The following is a 19,510-nucleotide window of genomic DNA, read 5'->3' as shown; positions in this document are numbered from 1 at the left end:
TATGACATTATATGAAACATTAAAAAACAACTTATTTATTATGGCAGGTCCATGTGTTATAGAAAGTAAAGATATATGTTTTGAAATTGCAGAACGAGCAAAAGCTGTGGCAGAACAATATGGATTTACATATATTTTCAAAGCATCTTTTGATAAAGCAAACAGAACAGCTGCATCAAGTTTTCGTGGCACAGGTCTTGAAAATGGGTTAGAAATCTTGAAAGCTGTTAAAGATAAATTTAATGTGCCTATAGTTACAGATATTCACGAAAGTTGTCAGGCTGAGCCAGCTGGCAAAGTATGTGATATAATACAAATACCTGCCTTTTTATGCAGACAGACTGATTTATTAACAGCAGCAGCAAAAACAAAAAAAATAGTAAATATTAAAAAAGCTCAGTTTTTAAGTGGGTTAGATATGAAGTATCCACTTGAAAAAGTATATTCAGCAGATAATAATCAGGTAATGCTTACAGAAAGGGGCACAATGTTTGGATATGGTAATCTTGTGGTAGATTTCCGCAGCCTTATAGATATGCAGCAGTTTAATGTGCCTGTTATTATGGATTTAACTCACTCTACACAGAAACCGGGTGCATTAGATGGCAAAAGCGGCGGCAATCCGGAATATGCTCCATACCTTGCAGCAGCTGCAAGTGCATGCGGTATTCGTGGTTTTTTTGCAGAAACTCACCCAGAGCCTGCAAAAGCATTGTCTGATGGTGCTAATATGGTTAGTCTTAATGATTTTCCAAAGCTTCTTGAAAATATTAAAAAACATAGTATATAGCTGGAGAATATAATGGGAGAAAAATTTAAAAAGTTTTCTAGATATTTTGGTGGAGAATATATGAAATACTGGTATATTGCTTTTGCAGTAACAGTATTATTAATGCTTGCTTTCTCTATTGCTGATGCAAAAGTGGATAAATTTAAATTTACAGTATATAATGAAGACGGAACTATTCAGTCAGAAAGAATTGTATCAAAAGAAGAAGTAGATATTAGTGCAAGGTCTGCTCATTCCCGCTCAATAGTTCCAGAAAAAATATTTTAATATTATTTAAAAATAATGTATTTTACTGCTGCTAAAAACAGCAGTATTTTTTAATGTATTTGGACTTATCCAAAAATTTTGTGTGGCAGTAATTTTGAGCCTTTTTTTAAAGGAGAAAAATCTAGATTATATATATATTGCAAAAGTGTATAATATATTTAAATTATCTGTTTTTAGATACTTCGCCTTTGGCTCAGTATGACATAGAGTTTTCACACCATAAGTCATTTTGAGCCTGATTTTGACAGGCGAAAAATCTAAATTATATATATATTACAGTATTGTATAATATATTTAAACTATAACCTGCAAAAATATAAAACTATATAAGCACTGTTTTATTAATAGCAGTATCTGGTGTAATGCCGCCTTTTAATACACTTATAACTGATTCTGCACAGCATATTGCCATATTTTCCTTTGTTGCCTGTGTAGAACTTCCTAAATGGGGGGAAAGCACTACATTATCAAGTTTTTTTAATTCTTCATTTATATCTGGCTCATATTCGTATACATCAAGCCCTGCTGCATATATTATTTTTTCAGAAAGAGCTGCTGCCAAATCACTTTCTCTTATAATTGCTCCTCTGCCAATATTTACTAAAACAGCAGTTTTTTTCATTTTTTTAAATTCTCTTAATGAAAAAATATGCCTTGTTTCAAGTGTTAATGGTGCAGTGATAATCAGGAAATCAGACCACTCCAAAAGCTCATCAAATGTAGCATAAGTTGCACCAAAAATTAATTCTGCCTGCTTATCTCTATGCCTGTTATGGTATATTATATCCATAGAAAAGCCAGTTGCTATTTTTGCAACAGCCTGACCAATATTTCCCATACCAAAAATACCTAATGTTTTTTTATAAAAATCAAGCCCTGTCATTAAGCTGTGGTTAGTGTTGCCTGAAAATCTGCCATTTCTTGCATATTTGTCTGCTTCTGGTATGTGGCGAGCTGCACTCATTAATAAAGCAAAGCCAAGCTCTGCTGTGCTTTGAGTTAATATATGTTTTGTTGTGCATACTGTTATGCCCCTGTGAGTAGCATAATCTATATCTATATTATCACTTCCCGCATCATAATTTACTATTACTTTAAGTTTTGGAGCTGCTTCCATTAATGGTCTGTCAATAATATCGCTTGATGTGCATATTAAAGCATCAGTGTCGCTCATCATCTGCCTAAGCCTGATAGGCGGAAGCGGCTCATCTATACTGTTTGTATCAATGCGTATATCTTCTAAATAATTAGTAATAATGTTTGGTAATTTGGAAGTAATAACAACTTTCATACTGACTCCTAATATTTTTTTCTTCTAAATAAATCTGTCCTTTTTGATATAACTCTGTCTATAAAAAGCATACCATTAAGATGGTCTGTTTCATGCTGGATAAGGACAGCTTCAAAGCCGCTTGTTTCAAGCACATTTTGCTGCATATTCTCATCAAAATAGTTTACAACTATTCTTTCTGCTCGTGTAACATTGCCAGTAAAATCAGGCACACTCATGCAGCCTTCTCGTGATGTAATAGTGCCGCTGTGCTCAATAATTTCTGGGTTAATCATTACCATAAAGCCGTGGTTTTCTTTGCATTTTTTATTAAGAGATGCATCTATTGTGATTATTCTTTTAAGTATGCCTATCTGTGGAGCAGCAATCCCTGTGGAATGTCTTGCATCAAGCATTGTATCTTTTAAATCCTGTATAATCTGCTTAACTTCATCTGTTAATTCTATAACATCAGCAGCGTCCTGCTTTAATATATCATTTGGGTATTTTAAAACTTCTCTTACTGCCATGATTAAAGCTCATAAAATTCAATTTTTTTTATATTTATTTGGGTGTTAATTTCTTTTGCAGTTTTCTTTAATGCTTCCTGCCAGATATTTTCATTATCTTCATTATTAGCAACAACTTCCAGCATCATAATATATACTTTTGTGCTGCCGCCTGTGATTTTTGTCTGTAAATCTATAATATTTAAATTGTTTTTTGTTATCTCTTTAGTAATAGCATGAACAATGCCTGCTTTATCTGCACCATATACAGAAATAGAATAATGACTGCCGTCTTTTATTTCAGGCTTTTTATTAAATTTAAAAACTTCCATATTAGAGCGGACATTTTTAAACATATCTTTTATTTCCTGCTCTTTATATTCTTTATCATTTGTGACTATAAATATCATAGAAAAAACGCCCTGTAATAATGTGGAGCTGGAATCAGATAGATTAAAGCCGTTATCAAAAAGAACTTTTGTAGTATCTGCCACAATACCTTTTGAGTCAGTATTTACAAAACTTAATGCATAATAATATTGTTTATCCATATATAACCTCATGTGAATATATTTATAAGATAGATAATTATATAATAATAAGCAAGATATTTTTTATATTTAAGGTTTATAAAGGCTTATGGAGGTAGATATACCTTTTTATACAATATAAATAAGGCTCTAGACTAGTATCTTTTTTTGATATTGAAAAAAAGTCTTTCTAAAAGCAATAGAAAGTTATCATTATATGCTTATAATCATGGAAGAATTTTTAAATATGATGATATTTTTCCATTAAAAGAATGTATGTTTGAAGGAAACTTATACAACATTCCTTTAAATTTTGAAAAATATGTATTTGCAGAATATGGCATTGGATATTTAGAAATGCCTGATACAATAGGTATTTCTGCACATATAAAAACATACTTTAAAGATATGGATATTCAAAAGATTTATGATGAATTAATAATGACTGAAAATAAAATTAATGGATTTATTCAAAAAATTTAGACTAAGACAATTCCTGTCCCTGCATTGTTTTACTGAGCCTGAAAGGCGAAGTATCTAAATTTACCCTTCATTTTCAAATTCATCCATGAATTTGAAAAATCACGCTTGGTCGCAGTAAATGCTCCCATCGCTTACGCTATGCGACGGGACTTCCTTGTCCCTGCATTGTTTTACTGAGCCTGAAAGGCGAAGTATCTAAAAAGTTAGATAGTTTTAAATATATTATACAATACTTTAATATATATAATTTAGATTTTTCGCCTTTCAAATCAGACTCAACACTACTGCTGTAAAAAATTTTAGGTAAGTCCAATATGTAAGTATCAAGCATTTTTCCTGCATAATGTATAGACATTATCTAGACAACATATTTTACTACTTGATAAAAATAAAATATTTAATATAATACTATGGATATTATACTTGTATTTTTAATTGTGGAGAATTAAATGTTTGATAATTTAAGCAACAGAGCTATGCAGGTGCTTGCTCATGCAAAGGAAGAAGCAGATAAACTGGCACAGCCTGTTATTGATACAGAGCATATATTATTAGGGCTTTTTATAGAAAAAACGGGTATTGCTGCCACTATTTTTATGAAACGAAATATTAATATTTCATCAATTGTAATGAAAATACGCCGCAGCTCTGATATGAGCGATATTTTTGCATTGAAGGGTAACCTGAATTACAGCCCACTTGTTACAAAAGTTCTAGAATATGCAGCAGAAGAAGCAAACACTTTTGGCAAAGAAATTGTTGATACTGAACACTTGCTTTTAGGCTTAGTTCGTGAAACAGAGGGAAAAGCCAGTGCCATATTAAGCAGGATAGGCTTTGATGTGGAATCTTTAAGGAATGATATTAAAATATATTATAAGAAAGGTTCATCAGATAAAGAAAACAGTGAAACACCAGTTTTAGATGAGTTTGGCAGAGATTTAACTGCTCTTGCTCGTGACGGAAAACTGGACCCAGTTGTTGGCAGGCAGGATGAAATTATCCGCCTTTTACAAATATTAGGCAGAAGGCAGAAAAATAATGCTGTGCTTATAGGAGAACCGGGTATTGGTAAAACTGCTATTGTAGAGGGGCTTGCAAAAAGAATGCTTGATGAAGATATACCTGTATTTTTAAGAGATAAACGGATAGTTTCTTTAGAAATGGGAGCATTAGTCGCAGGCACAAAATACCGCGGTCAGTTTGAAGAGCGTATGAAAAAACTCTTGAAAGAGATAGAAACTGCAAAAAATATTGTTCTTTTTATTGACGAAATACATACACTCGTTGGAGCTGGAGCTGCAGAAGGCTCTATTGATGCTGCAAGCATGTTAAAACCGGCTCTTGCAAGAGGTGGTGTTCAGTGCATTGGTGCTACAACGCTGGCAGAATACAGAAAACATTTTGAAAAAGATGGTGCATTAGTCCGCAGGTTTCAGACTATTATTGTGCAGCCGCCAACAGAAAAGCAGACTGTTGCTATTATTAAAGGCATAAAAAAATATTATGAAGAATACCATAAAGTATTAATTCCTGATGAAGTGGCAGAAGAAGTTGTTTCATTAACTGATAGATATATTACTGATAAATTTCAGCCGGATAAAAGTATAGATGTTATTGACGAAGCATGTTCAAAACGAAAAATTAATAAAAATATGCTGCCTAAGAATCTGGAAAAGTTAAAGCACAGAATTAATTCTGCCAGTTCAGAAAGAGAAAAATATATTCCTTATAATGAATATGATAAAATAGAGCAGTTTACAAAAGAAATTAATAAGCTTGATGCTTTATATAAAGCTAAAATAAACAGCTGGAATAAAGATATTAATGAAACATATCAAAGCCTTACAAGTGATGATGTGGCAGAAGTTGTATCTATTATGACAGGTATTCCTGCTAAAAAATTACAGTCTGATGATAAAGCAAGAGTTGCGGGTATTGCTTCAGAGATTAAAAAATATGTAATAGGGCAGGATGAAGCAGTAGATAGTGTTGCAAAATCTATAAAACGCAGCTTTGCAGGTATTACAAACCCTGATAAACCACTTGGCTCTTTCATATTCCTTGGACCTACTGGCGTTGGTAAAACAGAAGTTGCAAAAAGACTTGCAGAAATAGTGTTTGGCTCACGGGATGCTCTTATCAGAATAGATATGAGTGAATATATGGAAAAATTTAATGTTTCAAGACTTGTTGGTGCTCCCCCTGGATATGTAGGATATGAAGAAGGGGGCAAATTAACAGAGCAGGTTAGAAGACGGCCATATTCTGTTGTGCTTTTTGATGAAGTTGAAAAAGCTCATCCAGATGTTATGAATATTTTACTGCAGATACTAGATGAGGGTTTTGTTACAGACAGCCTTGGTCATAAAGTAAATTTTAAAAATACTATTATTATCCTTACATCTAATATAGGAACAAAAGAAGGCACAGATGATAAATCTCTTGGTTTTGGTGGTATGAAAAATGCAGGCACATTAGACCACAGCCGTTTTAAATCAGCAGCAGAAAAAGAGCTGAAAATGAGATTTGCTCCAGAGTTTTTAAACAGGCTTGATAATATAATCTATTTTAAACCGTTAGGGCTTGAAGAATTAAAAGTAATATTTGATATTCAGCTTGCTGAAATTAATAAAAGGCTTGCTCCAAGCGGTAAAAAAATAAGTATATCTGATGATGTAAAAGAGTATCTTTTAACAAATAATTATCCATATATGTATGGTGCAAGACCTGTTAAACGGATACTGCAAAGCCATATTGAAGATAAACTTGCTGATATTTTAATAAATGATACTTCGCCAAAACGCAAAGTATTTAAAGCAGTAGTGAAAAATAATGAAGTCCTTATTAAATAAACGGATAGCAATATTTGGTGCAGGTGCCATAGGCTCATATATTGGCTCAAAATTTATTGAACATGGGTTTACTAATGTGGAGTTTGTGGCTCGCTCTGGGTATAATGTATTAAAAGAAAAGGGTCTTATTGTTAAAAATTATCAAGATAAGTCTCCTTATAATCTGAAAGTAAATGCAGTTAAAGAATTAATCGGTTTGTATGATGCAGTATTAATATGTGTTAAATCAAAAGATACTGTTGATGCTGCAAAACATGTAAAAAACCATTTAAATAATGATGGCTTTGTTGTATCTATCCAAAATGGAGTGGAAAACCCTGATATTATTTCTGCTTTTATTATGCCAGAAAAAATCATTACAAATGTTATATATATGACAGCGGTTATGCAGGAAAAAGGTATTTTAGAATATATGGCAGAGGGCAGGCTTATTTTTGGTCATATTAATGGGAAAAATTCTCAATATGCTGATACATATATGCAGATATTACAGCATGCAGAATTAAATGCAAAATATACTGATAATATAAAATATTATCAGTGGCAGAAGTTAATGCTTAATATTGTTTTAAACCCACTGTCAGCACTTTTCCGCAAAACATTTTTTAAAATGAGCAGCTTTGATGATGCCATAAGCCTGACTAAATCTCTTTTTAAAGAAGCTCAAAATGCTGCTAAACTATGTGGTGTGGATATAGCAGATGAAGAATATGATAAAATAACATCAAGATGTAAGGAAAATGTATCCTTTAAATCAAGTATGTATCAGGATATTGAAGCAAACAGAAACCCAGAGATTGATGCGATACTAGGGGTTGTTGTTCGCACTCATGAAAAATATGGGCAGGCTGCTCCATACTGCGACTGTCTGCTTAAAATTATGAATGTAAAATATGGCGGCTGGTTTCAAATTTCCCCTACACTTGCTGCTGATGTTTTAGTTATCAATGATGATAAAGTCTTATTAATAGACAGGAAAAATGAGCCGCTTGGCTGGGCAATACCCGGCGGATTTGTGGATTTATATGAAACAATAGAAAATGCAGCATTAAGAGAACTGCAGGAAGAAACAGGGATAGAAGCAAATATTAATGACCTGCACCTGCTTGGAATATATTCTGACCCAAAAAGAGATACAAGAGGGCATACGGTAAGTGCTGTATATGTGTATTTCTCTGATAAAAAAGCTGATGCAAATGATGACGCACAGGATGCAAAATATTTCCATATAGATAATCTGCCTGAAAATATAGCTTTTGACCATAGAGAAATACTGCGTACTGCAAAAGCAAAGTTTATGAAATAATTTTTTATTGTTGGATAAAATATATGATTTTCAATACTTATGGCAGCATAGATAACCCACATATTATGCTTATACACGGAGCAGGATATGGATGGTGGAATTTTATAAACTATATTGATACTCTATCTAAATCATATTATGTTATTATTCCAACACTTGATGGTCATAGTGAAGATAGTCAAACACAATATATCTCTACAGAATATTGTGCAGAACAAATTATTAAATATATTGGAAAAAGCCCTGCAAAAAAATTACAATTATTATACGGTCTTTCTCTTGGCGGGCAGATAGCATTAGAGATGATGTCATCAAAACCAGATATTGCTGAAAAAGCAGTAATAGATGGAAGTATATTTTATCCACAGCCAAAACTTGCAAAAATATCAAAAATTATTGTTAAATACTGCTATAATATAATGTTTACAAAAACAGCTTGCAAAATACAGATGTTTCTTTTAAAATTTTCAAGAAAAAGGACTGTTACTAATATCCAAAAACAAATGTATATAAAATATATTCCTGTCTTGAAAAAAGAAACACTTTATAATATATATGATACATATATGGCTTCATATCAGTTAAAATCAACAATTAAAAATTCACAAACTGATATAATATGTATATATGGTTCTAAAGAAATGAAATGTGTTAAACATTCAGCAGAGCAGCTGAAAAAACTGCTGCCACATTCAAGGATAATAGAATATAAAGGTTTAAATCATGGTGAACTTGCACTATATTATCCTGATAAATTTTTAAATATGCTTAATGAAATTTTATAATAAAATTAATCAGAAAACGGAGTATTTTATGAGAAAAATATTTGTATTATTAAACATTATTTGTGCGGGCTTGTTATTTACATGTATAAGTTATGCAGAAAATAGTAATGAAAGCCATGAAGATAAAGTAAAGCATTCAATATATGATATTTCTGTAATAGAAAAACAGCTTGAAGCATATAAAAAAGAGCATGGACACTATCCAAAGACAGAAGAAGGGCTTGAAAATCTCAAAAAATATAATGTTACAGTTGTGCCAGACCATATTGTTCCAAACAGATATTTAGAAGGAAATTTTGACAGCAGAAATCTAAAATGGGAAGGTTATAATTTTCCTGCACCTGATTTAGTAGACGGCTGGGGCAGAAATTATGAATATAAAAGCAACGGTGTAAAATATTCTATCCATTCTTATGGCGAAAAGGTAGTTGCAGGAGACAACAATTCTGGGACTGATATAGTAATATTCAGCAATAAATAGAATGATTTATCCACTAAAAATATATCTGTAAAAAATATTATTTTTTTAAAAAAAATGCTTGCATTATAAAAAAATATATAGTATAAAAATACTTCCTTGGAGGAGTGGCCGAGTGGTTTAAGGCGGCGGTCTTGAAAACCGTTGTAGGTTAGTAGCCTACCGTGGGTTCGAATCCTACCTCCTCCGTTTCTTAATTTAATCCTTTTAAAAGAATATGTAATGACCTGAAAGAAAATTAAAAAAGTATAAGGATAATGTTTTAATTAATCAGCTTATTATAACAGAAGATAATATTGATTGTAGTATTGATTCTTAAAAAATACTAGAAATGTATATTATAATAATATATATGCTGGTGTTTTAGCAAAAGCACACAATGGGTTGATTGCTTTTGAATATGATGATGATTTTATTCAGTCTGGTTTTTCCATCTACCCATTAAGTATGCCACTTATCAAAAATTTTTGTCTACCAGAAAAATATTTTACATTTCAAGGACTTTAGAATATAAATCAGAGTATGAAGTAATAGAGTTTGATAATTTATGCTATGATTTAGATAAGCTATCTACAGACTTAGCAAATTTATTTGCATATAAGTCTGTGAATAATATTGATTAATTTTTAATATAGCAGGCTCGCCAGAGGGGCTAAACCAAAGGAAATAAATTATGTGAATATTGCTTTATCTAAGAATATATCAAAAGATATACAAACATTATTAATACATCATCTAAAAGATATTTTTAATGCGATTACAAAGATAACATAGTCATACCAGCTATACAGAATGTAAATATTAAAATTTATATAATTATTATGGCTAAAAATAGAATATCTTTAAAATATATTAAAGCGAAACTATCTAGCTGAGTAACAGATGATTTTAAAAAGGTATATGTAACTATATTCATGTAAATACTGATTTTGCTTTTATGTTTCCTATGGTAATTAATCAAAAAAACAGTTTTTATAAATCATATTATTTTGAAACAGCAAAAGCAGCACAACATAAATAAAAGCAGTATCCTGTTCATTATAAGCAGAAAATAAATAAACATTTTAGAGCAGGTATGGTTATTTGTTAAAAAAGTTAATATTTATTATTATATTTTTTTATTTCAGCAGCTATTTTATATAACAGTAATTTATAAAAATCAATCTATTTAGAAAATAGACTTTAAATACATCAATACAAATAAAGATATATTTATAAATATTTTTATATTATGAAGTTATGTAATTAAAATAAAATTTCTTATAATATATAAATATTACTTAACTATATGTATATTTTTGTATTCTTTTATTATAAACAACAAATTTTTGATTTATGAAATAAATGTAAGATTATGAGACATATGTTACAAAAATAAGTATAAAAAAATACCTCTTAGTATATAGTATAAAATTAAGCAAAAAACTAAACTAAACTAAGAGGTATCACAATGAATAAAGTGATAATAACAGAAGAAATGCGATTTCGTCAACGGTTATGTGAGTATGCATTAAAAAAAGGAGCAACGAAAGCAGCCCGCAAATATCAAGTGAACCGTATGTTTGTATACAGGCATTTAAAGAAATATGATGGAACAGTTCAGAGTTTATCTTTTAAAAGTCGTAGACCAAGAAACAGTCCAAATAAGCATAGTAAAGAAGAGCTTGATTTAATATTTAACACATATGCCGAGCATGGTTTGTATGGTAATGCGGAGGTATATGTCAGACTTCTAGAAATTGGTTATAATCGTAGTTTTGGCAGTATGTGTATGCAGATAAGGAAGAAAGGCTTAAAGTCATTAAACAAGTCAAAAAAGAGCTATACAAGATATGAACCAATAACAGGTCAGTATATAGGCGACAAGGTTCAGATAGATATAAAATATGTTCCACAGGAATGTATAATGTTTTCCAGCTATGGTAAAAAATATTATCAGATAACAGCGATAGATGAATACAGCAGAATGAGAGTATTAGAAATAGTAGAAGAAAAAAGCACATTTGAAACAGGTAAGTTTTTAGACGAACTGGAAAGTAAATTTGGCTTTCCACTAAAAACAATTCAAGTGGATAATGGCTATGAGTTTGTAAATGATAAGGAAGTTACAAACAAGAAAAGCTATTTTGAAGAGACAGCTGAAAAGAAAGGATATACTATTAAACGAATAAGACCTTATTCACCTTGGCAGAATGGAAAGGTGGAAAGAAGTCATAGAGAGGATGGAAAAATTTTATATGCAAATAATAAATTCTATTCCAAAGATGAATTAATTAAGGCTCTTAAACAGCATGAAGATAGATATAATAATACTGCTAAAACATGCTTAAATTTTAAATCTCCATATGAGATTGTTATTGAAAATAAATTATTGCTTGATTTATATTAAGTTAAGATTTATTTTTTACTAAAAGTGTAACATTTGTCCTGTTAGTTAAGAAGTCTAATTTAAAGTAAATGATTTTATATTTTATCTAATTTTTACAGTTGTTTTTAGATTTTATAAAAGTATAATATTTTTTCTTAAATCTTGACAAAGATATATGGTTATTATATAAAATCATATTAAACAATAAGGTATCTTATGGCTAAAATAATATCAAATAAATATTTTCATATTACAACAGCATCATTTTTAATAATTTTAGGTTTTTGTTTAAATATTTCTATTTCTTTATCTCAAATTGCTCTTGGTGTTCTACTTTTATGTCTTATCATTTATATTATTGATAATAGATATAATATTTTTACAAAGGATATTTATTTTACTTTATTTATTTTTTACTGGATATCTGCTTTCTTATCTACTTTTTTAGGCAGTGAATATGCAGCAGTGGGTAAAGGTCTAACAAGTCCATGGCCTATGCTTATTTTTTTTACATCTGTTTATTTTATTGATAAGAAATATCTGCCTTATATAGTATCAGCTTTTGCTGCAGGTTTATTTATAATTACATTATCAGGCTACTATTACTATATAATGTTTGGTGATACAGATTACAGATATTTTCGCAGCCATAGTTTAGCAGGTGGATATATGATGACTGCACACCTGCTTTCTATTGGTATTATATTTCTTGCAGCTATTATGTTATCAAAACTTGAAAGAAATAAATATATGATTATTTTCTATATTATTGTCATTCTTACTTCTTTAAATATGCTTTTTATTACAGCAACAAGAATGCCTTTGATTGCTGTAATTACAGTTATTTCATTAATGCTTATAATAAAATTAAGGTGGAAAGGTGTAATTGCTGCACTGCTTATATTAATAAGTTCTTTTATTTATATAATTACAAATGATTATATGCTTGCAAGGTTTGATAACTTTTTTGCATCATTTGATGAGCCACTATCAAGCAACGGCTGGCGGCTTCTTTTATGGAAAAATGGAATAGAAGTTTTTAAGGAATATCCTTTGTTTGGTATAGGTGTTAATGCTTATGAAGACTTTATGGTTACAGTTATGCCTGAAAATAATATATTTCTTCCTTTAAGTCATGCTCATAACAGCTTTCTTATGCATTTAATAACTTTTGGTATATTTGGATTTATTACATTCTGCCTTTTTTATGGCAAGATAATATTTGATTTAGTAAAAAATATTTTTAACTCCCCTTATGCTTTTTGCGGAGCAGCGGTTATGGCAGGATATTTTATAGAAGCACTTACAGAATATAATACAGGTCTTTCAATGTCCTGCATGCAGGCATTATTTTTGACAGGTCTTATGACTGGTATTATGAGAAAGGACAAAATTTTATAACCTTATTTGTTACAGTCATTTATTAATGGTATCGTAACAGTAACGATAGTATATTTATTTAATTCTGATTGTATTTCAATATTTCCTTTATGGGCTTTTATAATTCTAGAAACGATAGAAAGGCCAAGCCCTGTGCCGGGGTATTCTTTTTTAGCATTTGCACCTCTGTGAAATCTTTCAAAAAGTTTTAATATATCTTCCTGAGTAATACCTATGCCGTAATCTTTAAAAGTAAGTATATAGTTATTATTTTCTTTTCTGCCGTTAATTTCTATTACTCCATTTTCTTTTGAATATTTTATTGCATTAGATAAAATATTTGATATGGCAATAGAAAATGTTTCACCATCTACATTAATTGTATAAGGCTCAATATGCTGCATAATCTGAAGATTTTTACTGATTATATCTATTTCATTATTATATATTAAATCCTGTATTAAATATTCAATTTGTATAGGGATATGGTGATATGTATGCTGGTCATGCTCTAAGCGGCTTAAAGTAATAATATCATTGAACATATTTTTTAATACATTTACATTATGTTTTAAAGCTAATGTAAATTTTTCACGCATATCAGACTGTCTCAGCACTCTTTCATCATTTAAAAGCTCAGAATAGGAAAGTATTTTTGTAAGCGGTGTGCGTATTTCATGAGCTACAGAATCAAGTAAATCAGATTTCAATTTATTTAAGCTGTCCAGCTTCTCATTTTTTAATTCTAATTCTTTAACTAAATCAATATATTTAGATACTGCCTGCTGCAGGTTGCTTTTTAATATTTCTTCATTATTAACAATCTGCAGGCTCATTTGGTCAAAGGCAAGTGATAAGTTTTCTATTTCATCATCTGTTTCTATGTTTGTTTCTTCTCTAATACCCAGCCGCATAGCATCTGCTGCTTTCTGTAAAGTCCTTAAATGCCTTATCACAAGCATATAAATAGAAAAACTTATACTTGCAATTAATATAATAAGACCAATTATTACAGCATAAGAAGTAATTTTATTGCTGCTTGCAATAGAGTTTTCCATTTCTTCTAATGGAAATTCAATAGAGATTAAGCCCCTGACATCATCTATTCTGTAATCCTGATTATCATGGCAGGCAAGGCATGACTGGTTAATATAAAGTGGTGCAGCATATCTGTAAAATTTATTTTTATTATCATCTATATGCACATCTGCATATTCAAGCAGGTTGTCATTTTCTATTTTTTTAAGAGCATATTTTTCAAAGTTATTAGGAGCATTTTCAGGGTTTACAAGTCTGTCACTTGTAATGTGAAATTTAAATGTAGCCATGTGGTCTGCATATTTAGCAAGTTCTTTTGTAACAACAGCAGGCACAGGGTCAACGGCTTCTCTATTATCTGCTACCCACTGCCTTGTAACAACTATCATTTGATAAATTGCCTGTGCACGAATATGTGCCTGTTCTCTAACTGTTTTCTGCTGATTTTTCCAAAGCAGAGTAATAGCAGGTATAGAAACTATTGATACAACAATACAAATGATTAATATAATTTTACTCATTAACCGCATAGTTTACTATACCTTATTATTTTTTTTATTTCAATAAATTAATGCGATTTAAAATAAAGAGTAGGCTTTTTCTGGTTATCAGGGCATGAAGAAATACACTCTCCGCAGTTATTGCAGGCAGAAGAAAGATTATCTGTTTTAGGGTCTAATATCATAGGACATATCTGAACACATTTCTGGCATTTTGAGCAGTTTCCAGAATATTCTACATGCATGGAAAATTTTGACTGCATAAGGCTTAAACATGTGCCTGTTGGGCATACATATCTGCACCATATTCTATATCCGAAGAAAAATTCTATAATAACAAGCACAGGAAGCAGTATAAATTCTGCAGTTATATATGTATATTTTATTAAAAGCACTGCCTGTGAGCTCATAATAGACGGTGGAGAAATAAGATACATTAAAGGTATACCTGCTATTCCCACAATAATAAGACCAATAATAAATACAGCAAGTCTTGATATATTAGCTTTTCTTTTAATTTCAGGGCTATATTTTGGCTTCAATGGCTTCATTTTTAATTTTTTTCTTAATTTTTCAAATCCATCAAGCATAAGATAGTAAGGGCATGCCCAGCTGCACCATATTCTGCCAAAAAGTATAACTATTAATGCAGGAATTGCAACAGAAGCAAGCATAACAGGGCGGACACTGTGCGATATAAAAAGTGCCTGCAGCACAGCCACAGGGTCAGAAATAGAAAGCCCGCCAATATCAAGAGAAATATATGTGCCCTTAATAAAATATATTTCAAGCAGATTAAGTATTGGAACAATAAATAATGGGGCTAAAAACATAAACTGCATTATTTTTCTTAATTTATTCATATTATTTACCAATCCTTTTTAAATAATGAAAATATCCTGCTGTTTCTGCATCAGGCATACCTTTTGGTATAACTGCAATGGCTTTAACAGGCTTAACAGGGCATCTTTCAACACACAAGCCGCATCCTGTGCATTTTTCTGTAATTGAAGGGATTATTCCATCTTTTAAGTATATTGCTTCTTCTCTTAAAGGACATGAATTCAAACAAGAATTGCATATTGCCATACTGCCTGTTGGCTCTATTTCACCAGATTCTACTTTTGAATAAAGATAATTCATACATGTATCTTCATTTATTCTTGCGACACCTATTGCTGCCTGCTGCATTTCAACTGTTGAGCTGTCTATTGCTCCTGTTGGACATACACTTGTGCATTTCATGCACAGCTGACATCCTGCAACATCTGCATAAATATAAGGGGTGCCTATTTCACCATTTTTTGTAGCAGAAGAACGGCGTAATACTCTGTAAGGGCATGCTTCCACACATCTTGCACACCTAACACACAGTTTCATAAACATTTGTTCATCACATGAACCCGGTGGACGCATACGGTTTATTTGATATGAACTTTTAAGTGGAAAATTATTTAGTATATTTTTTATTTCTTCCCATATACTCATTGCAGCCTTTTCCTGCTAAACGGTTTAGTAATGTCAAAATCAGGCACTTTTCCACCAGCTAAAACTTTTTCTACTTCTTCACCAAAATGAAAAGCAAAATGGGCTAAATCTACAATAAAATCCTGTTTAATAAAATCCTGCTCTATATATTCTATAGCTTTATTATTTTCAGCTTCAATAGTGATAACCATTTTTCCATTTTCTATATCCTGCTGGTGAGTTTCTATATTATCATATTTTTCTAATAATTTTAAAACTTCATCATATTTTTTTTCATCAAAATATAATACACTTGCTGCAATAATCATATATCACCATAAGAGTTATAATATTAACCCTGCCAAGTAAAGGGATACTTAGCAGGGTAGTTGTAATATGGGTGGTTTAACTGAATGTAGGGTTATCCAGCTCTTCTTTTGTAACTACATATCTATCATCAACTTTTTCAGGTCCGCTGATTTTAACTATTTTAACAGCAGACACTTTGTAATCAGGTTCACCTGATGTAGCATCTACTACATCACTGCATATAAAGTTTACCATACGATTACCTTTTTGGTCATGCATTGGCACAAAACATACACCTTCAAGTGTCATATTAACTATTTTTACTGGTAATATATTCATGCCACGGATACTTTCTACTCTTACCATATCCCCTTGAGAAAGTCCAAGTTTTTTCGCATCCTGAACATGTATTTCAATGTATGAGTTAGGGTGAGCTGATGCAGTCTCTGGTATACGCATAGTCATAGTTCCTGTATGCCACTGTTCTATAACACGACCTGTAGTCATTAAAAATGGATATTCTTTTGAAATTTTTTCACTGTCTTTTGGCTCAGCATCTCGCATAAACACATTAATTTTACCATCTGGTCTGCCATAGAAATACATATCAGCATCAGCAGGTATATTTAAACCATATTTTTTAGGGTCATCAAAAATTGGGTCCATCCCCCTTACATATCTTTTATATGTGCCTGGATGGTCTTCAGAAGGACATGGCCACTGAACACCTGTTGTAGATTCTTTAAGTCTTTTATAAGTTGCACCAGCAAGTGTTTTTTCACTGTTTGCTGTGCAGCCTGTATAGTCGTTCCAAGCCATTTCTGCCATTTTAACTATATCTTCTTCATTGCTCCATGCAATAAATTTTTCAAGTCCCATTCTTTTAGCTATCTGGCAGGCAATCCAAAGGTCTGGTTTTGTGCCATCAGGTGCTTCTACAGCTTTTTCTGTTAAGAAACTTCTTCTTTCAGAGCAGCCGTATACACCACCTTTTTCATATAAAAATGCAGCAGGAAGAACAACTGATGCAAGCTGAGCTGTTCTTGTTGGGAAAATATCTATAACAACAGTAAAAGCATTTTTTATATTAGGTATAAATTTATTTAAATTAGGCAGTGTTTGTGCTGGGTTAGTTGTAGATATAACAATACCCTTAACAGGTTTATCATTTTCATTTTCACCACCTAAACTTGAGAAAAGTTTTACTGCAGGAAATCCCGGTTTTGGATTAATTGCTTTAGCTGGGTTTATGCTGTGTTCTGCAACTTTCCAGTAAGATTCAACATGTTTTCTCCATGGTTCAATTACAACAGGTTTACACCCTGGTAAAAGATGAGAAAGAGAGCCTGTTTCCCTAACACCGCCGCATGCATTAGGCTGACCTGTTAAAGAGAAAGAGTCAGAACCGGGTTTTCCAAAGTTGCCTGTAATAACATGAAGGTTGTGGATAAGATTATTAGCCCATACACCATTTGAACGCTGGTTTAAGCCCATGCACCAAAGTGACATTGTAGCTCCGCTTTTTGCAAACCATTCAGCAGCCTGCTTAATAGATGCAGCTGGACAGCCTGTTACTTTTTCCACATATTCTGGAGTATATTTATCTATAAATTTAATATATTCATCAAAAGATGAGACATTTGAGCCATCTCCTTGTGTAAATCTTGCATGTTTAGAGATAAACTCGTTATCCTGCCAGTTATTTTTAATAATTTCTCTAGCCATACCATTAAATATTGCTAAATCTGTTCCAGGAAGCGATGGCATCCATAAATCAGCAATATTTGAGGTTTGAGTTTTTCTTGGCTCGCATACAATTATTTTTACATTAGGGTTTTCTTTTTTATATCTTGCAATTCTTCTAAAAAGAATAGGGTGAGCTTCTGAAGTGTTAGAACCAGTTAAAAATATACATTTTGCATTTTCTATATCTTCATAAGCACCTGCTGGTTCATCTGAACCTAATGATGAAAGGTAGCCTGCAACAGCAGAAGCCATACATAACCTAGGGTTACCATCCATCATATTTGAGCCAAAGCCGCCTTTCCATATTTTATTAAAAGTATAGCTTTCTTCTGTTGTGCATTGACCAGAGCCATAGTATGCAACAGAATCATAACCATATTTTTTATGAAATTCTTTAAATTTTGTTTCTATTAATGAAAGAGCTTCTTCCCATGAAGCAGGCTCTAATTTGCCATTTTTTCTAATAAGGGGAGTAGTCAGCCTGTCAGGATGGTATGCAACTTTCCATATATTCATACCTTTAATACATAAAAAGCCTTTTGTATTTGTTTTAGAATCAACATTACCTTTTATAGCAACCATTTTGCCATTTTTAACACCAACATAAATGCTGCAGCCTGTTCCACACATTCTGCATACACCTTTTACCCATTTATCCACTTCCTGAGTAGAAACTATTTTATTTGTTTCTACAGGTGCCTGTTTAACAGGTTCCTGCACTGCTTCTTTTTTCTTGCAGCCTAATGTAATACCAGCTGCAGCTGCAGCACTTGCAGCAAGTGATGTTTTTATTAAATTTCTTCTTGAAATATCCATATTAGTAGCCCCCTTTATTTAGTATGAACAGGTGTTGCTTCTTCTGTTACAGTAAAATTGTGAACTTTATGACATGCAGAGCATACAAGCCCATAATCTGCACTTTCTACTTTTTTATTAATAACTGTTGTTTCCTGTGGGTGGCAGGATAAACATATATTAATATCAGAATCTGCTTTAAATGTAGATTCTTCCCCATGGCATGTAACACATTTTACACTGTTAAGTCCATGCATTGAGCTTTCCCATTCCTGATAAGCTGCAGAGTCTGCAGGTGTTTCTTCTGTGCTGCCCGGTGCATGGCATACTGCACAGTCTTTACCATTTATAGGCAATGGGTGTTCTACTTTTGCTGTCTGAGCATAAGCCACAGAAAAAATAAGTGAGAATAAAAGTGTTAGAAATATGATAGATTGTTTCATACATTCCTCCAAACGATTTGCTTACATATATACTATATCATATATTGTGAAAATATGTTGTTAAGTTTGTCATTATGTAGAAAAATTATGTAAAGATAAATCTTTACAATTTTTATACTACTTTTGCAACACATTTACTTTATTGTATGTATTCTATAAATTATAAAAATAATATCTTATGAGGAGGATGT

Annotated in this window: 18 protein-coding genes, 1 tRNA gene and 1 pseudogene; 11 read left to right on the top strand and 9 right to left on the bottom strand. The window is 31.6% G+C overall.

Features of this window, described 5'->3' with window-relative positions; all coding sequences use genetic code 11:
• The first annotated feature begins 1 nt into the window (after window position 1).
• A complete protein-coding gene (kdsA, locus tag N508_RS03140) occupies window positions 2-790 on the top strand; it encodes a 3-deoxy-8-phosphooctulonate synthase (protein WP_023274945.1) in 789 nt (262 codons plus the stop codon).
• A gap of 12 nt (window positions 791-802) precedes the next feature.
• Window positions 803-1,057 (top strand): hypothetical protein, encoded by a 255-nt coding sequence (locus N508_RS03135; protein WP_023274944.1) that lies wholly within the window; start codon window positions 803-805, stop codon window positions 1,055-1,057.
• A 322-nt stretch (window positions 1,058-1,379) separates the two neighbouring features.
• Here N508_RS03135 and N508_RS03130 read toward each other — a convergent pair whose 3' ends face one another.
• The 3 genes from N508_RS03130 to N508_RS03120 are packed head-to-tail and all read right to left on the bottom strand — an operon-like array spanning window position 1,380 to window position 3,387.
• A complete protein-coding gene (locus N508_RS03130) occupies window positions 1,380-2,348 on the bottom strand; it encodes a 2-hydroxyacid dehydrogenase (RefSeq protein ID WP_023274943.1) in 969 nt (322 codons plus the stop codon).
• Window positions 2,349-2,356: 8 nt separating this feature from the next.
• A complete protein-coding gene (gene def / locus N508_RS03125) occupies window positions 2,357-2,857 on the bottom strand; it encodes a peptide deformylase (RefSeq protein ID WP_023274942.1) in 501 nt (166 codons plus the stop codon).
• 2 nt (window positions 2,858-2,859) lie between these two features.
• On the bottom strand, window positions 2,860-3,387 hold the full coding sequence (locus N508_RS03120; RefSeq protein ID WP_023274941.1) for a glycine cleavage system transcriptional repressor: 528 nt from the start codon (window positions 3,385-3,387) through the stop codon (window positions 2,860-2,862).
• 147 nt (window positions 3,388-3,534) lie between these two features.
• Between N508_RS03120 and N508_RS03115 the strand changes: the two genes are divergently transcribed.
• The 9 genes and pseudogenes from N508_RS03115 (at window position 3,535) to N508_RS03080 (ending at window position 13,042) form a co-directional block, all read left to right on the top strand.
• Window positions 3,535-3,849, top strand: a complete 315-nt coding sequence (locus N508_RS03115) for a LicD family protein (protein ID WP_143815604.1) — start codon at window positions 3,535-3,537, stop codon at window positions 3,847-3,849.
• Between the two features lie 449 nt (window positions 3,850-4,298).
• Entirely contained in the window at window positions 4,299-6,704 is a 2,406-nt protein-coding gene (locus tag N508_RS03110; protein ID WP_023274939.1) for an ATP-dependent Clp protease ATP-binding subunit, read from the top strand.
• Window positions 6,685-8,010: a 2-dehydropantoate 2-reductase gene (locus N508_RS03105; RefSeq protein WP_023274938.1), complete on the top strand. Its 1,326-nt coding sequence runs from the start codon at window positions 6,685-6,687 to the stop codon at window positions 8,008-8,010. Before N508_RS03110 ends, N508_RS03105 begins: the two co-directional genes overlap by 20 nt.
• 23 nt (window positions 8,011-8,033) lie before the next feature.
• Complete coding sequence (locus tag N508_RS03100; RefSeq protein ID WP_023274937.1) at window positions 8,034-8,795, top strand: alpha/beta fold hydrolase; 762 nt, start codon at window positions 8,034-8,036, stop codon at window positions 8,793-8,795.
• A 28-nt stretch (window positions 8,796-8,823) separates the two neighbouring features.
• A complete protein-coding gene (locus N508_RS03095; protein ID WP_023274936.1) occupies window positions 8,824-9,276 on the top strand; it encodes a type II secretion system protein GspG in 453 nt (150 codons plus the stop codon).
• Between the two features lie 98 nt (window positions 9,277-9,374).
• Window positions 9,375-9,462, top strand: a tRNA-Ser gene (locus N508_RS03090).
• Window positions 9,463-9,615: 153 nt separating this feature from the next.
• A pseudogene (locus N508_RS10960) lies at window positions 9,616-9,780 on the top strand (type II toxin-antitoxin system HipA family toxin); the annotation flags it as partial.
• A 943-nt stretch (window positions 9,781-10,723) separates the two neighbouring features.
• Window positions 10,724-11,662 carry a DDE-type integrase/transposase/recombinase gene (locus tag N508_RS03085; protein ID WP_023274862.1) on the top strand — a complete coding sequence of 313 codons (939 nt, stop codon included), beginning with the start codon at window positions 10,724-10,726 and terminating at the stop codon, window positions 11,660-11,662.
• 195 nt (window positions 11,663-11,857) lie between these two features.
• On the top strand, window positions 11,858-13,042 hold the full coding sequence (locus N508_RS03080; protein ID WP_023274935.1) for an O-antigen ligase family protein: 1,185 nt from the start codon (window positions 11,858-11,860) through the stop codon (window positions 13,040-13,042).
• Between the two features lie 2 nt (window positions 13,043-13,044).
• Here the strand turns inward: N508_RS03080 and N508_RS03075 are convergent, their stop codons facing one another.
• The 6 genes from N508_RS03075 to N508_RS03050 form a co-directional block, all read right to left on the bottom strand.
• The gene (locus N508_RS03075) at window positions 13,045-14,580 is read right to left on the bottom strand and encodes a sensor histidine kinase (protein WP_051350755.1); all 1,536 of its coding nucleotides are present in this window, start codon (window positions 14,578-14,580) and stop codon (window positions 13,045-13,047) included.
• Between the two features lie 47 nt (window positions 14,581-14,627).
• A complete protein-coding gene (locus N508_RS03070) occupies window positions 14,628-15,422 on the bottom strand; it encodes a 4Fe-4S binding protein (RefSeq protein ID WP_023274933.1) in 795 nt (264 codons plus the stop codon).
• Window position 15,423: 1 nt separating this feature from the next.
• The gene (locus tag N508_RS03065; protein ID WP_023274932.1) at window positions 15,424-16,047 is read right to left on the bottom strand and encodes a 4Fe-4S dicluster domain-containing protein; all 624 of its coding nucleotides are present in this window, start codon (window positions 16,045-16,047) and stop codon (window positions 15,424-15,426) included.
• Window positions 16,044-16,355: a chaperone NapD gene (locus N508_RS03060; protein ID WP_023274931.1), complete on the bottom strand. Its 312-nt coding sequence runs from the start codon at window positions 16,353-16,355 to the stop codon at window positions 16,044-16,046. The genes N508_RS03065 and N508_RS03060 overlap by 4 nt, the downstream gene beginning before the upstream one ends.
• Before the next feature lie 76 nt (window positions 16,356-16,431).
• The gene (locus tag N508_RS03055; protein WP_023274930.1) at window positions 16,432-18,897 is read right to left on the bottom strand and encodes a molybdopterin oxidoreductase family protein; all 2,466 of its coding nucleotides are present in this window, start codon (window positions 18,895-18,897) and stop codon (window positions 16,432-16,434) included.
• A 14-nt stretch (window positions 18,898-18,911) separates the two neighbouring features.
• Complete coding sequence (locus N508_RS03050) at window positions 18,912-19,319, bottom strand: cytochrome c3 family protein (protein ID WP_023274929.1); 408 nt, start codon at window positions 19,317-19,319, stop codon at window positions 18,912-18,914.
• Window positions 19,320-19,510 lie beyond the last annotated feature (191 nt).

It is taken from the genome of Mucispirillum schaedleri ASF457 (assembly GCF_000487995.2).
GTDB lineage: Bacteria > Chrysiogenota > Deferribacteres > Deferribacterales > Mucispirillaceae > Mucispirillum > Mucispirillum schaedleri.
Note: the sequence above shows the minus strand (reverse complement) of the source record. Positions and strands in the feature narration are given on the sequence as shown.

Bases quoted from the DNA above. Each gene is read 5' to 3' on its own strand.
- N508_RS03055 (WP_023274930.1), bottom strand. From the start codon at position 18,897: ATGGATATTTCAAGAAGAAATTTAATAAAAACATCACTTGCTGCAAGT.
- N508_RS03075 (WP_051350755.1), bottom strand. From the start codon at position 14,580: ATGAGTAAAATTATATTAATCATTTGTATTGTTGTATCAATAGTTTCT.
- N508_RS03105 (WP_023274938.1), top strand. From the start codon at position 6,685: ATGAAGTCCTTATTAAATAAACGGATAGCAATATTTGGTGCAGGTGCC.
- N508_RS03120 (WP_023274941.1), bottom strand. From the start codon at position 3,387: ATGGATAAACAATATTATTATGCATTAAGTTTTGTAAATACTGACTCA.
- N508_RS03080 (WP_023274935.1), top strand. From the start codon at position 11,858: ATGGCTAAAATAATATCAAATAAATATTTTCATATTACAACAGCATCA.
- N508_RS03135 (WP_023274944.1), top strand. From the start codon at position 803: ATGGGAGAAAAATTTAAAAAGTTTTCTAGATATTTTGGTGGAGAATAT.
- N508_RS03095 (WP_023274936.1), top strand. From the start codon at position 8,824: ATGAGAAAAATATTTGTATTATTAAACATTATTTGTGCGGGCTTGTTA.
- N508_RS03130 (WP_023274943.1), bottom strand. From the start codon at position 2,348: ATGAAAGTTGTTATTACTTCCAAATTACCAAACATTATTACTAATTAT.
- N508_RS03060 (WP_023274931.1), bottom strand. From the start codon at position 16,355: ATGATTATTGCAGCAAGTGTATTATATTTTGATGAAAAAAAATATGAT.
- N508_RS03085 (WP_023274862.1), top strand. From the start codon at position 10,724: ATGAATAAAGTGATAATAACAGAAGAAATGCGATTTCGTCAACGGTTA.
- N508_RS03070 (WP_023274933.1), bottom strand. From the start codon at position 15,422: ATGAATAAATTAAGAAAAATAATGCAGTTTATGTTTTTAGCCCCATTA.
- kdsA (WP_023274945.1), top strand. From the start codon at position 2: ATGACATTATATGAAACATTAAAAAACAACTTATTTATTATGGCAGGT.
- def (WP_023274942.1), bottom strand. From the start codon at position 2,857: ATGGCAGTAAGAGAAGTTTTAAAATACCCAAATGATATATTAAAGCAG.
- N508_RS03100 (WP_023274937.1), top strand. From the start codon at position 8,034: ATGATTTTCAATACTTATGGCAGCATAGATAACCCACATATTATGCTT.
- N508_RS03050 (WP_023274929.1), bottom strand. From the start codon at position 19,319: ATGAAACAATCTATCATATTTCTAACACTTTTATTCTCACTTATTTTT.
- N508_RS03110 (WP_023274939.1), top strand. From the start codon at position 4,299: ATGTTTGATAATTTAAGCAACAGAGCTATGCAGGTGCTTGCTCATGCA.
- N508_RS03065 (WP_023274932.1), bottom strand. From the start codon at position 16,047: ATGAGTATATGGGAAGAAATAAAAAATATACTAAATAATTTTCCACTT.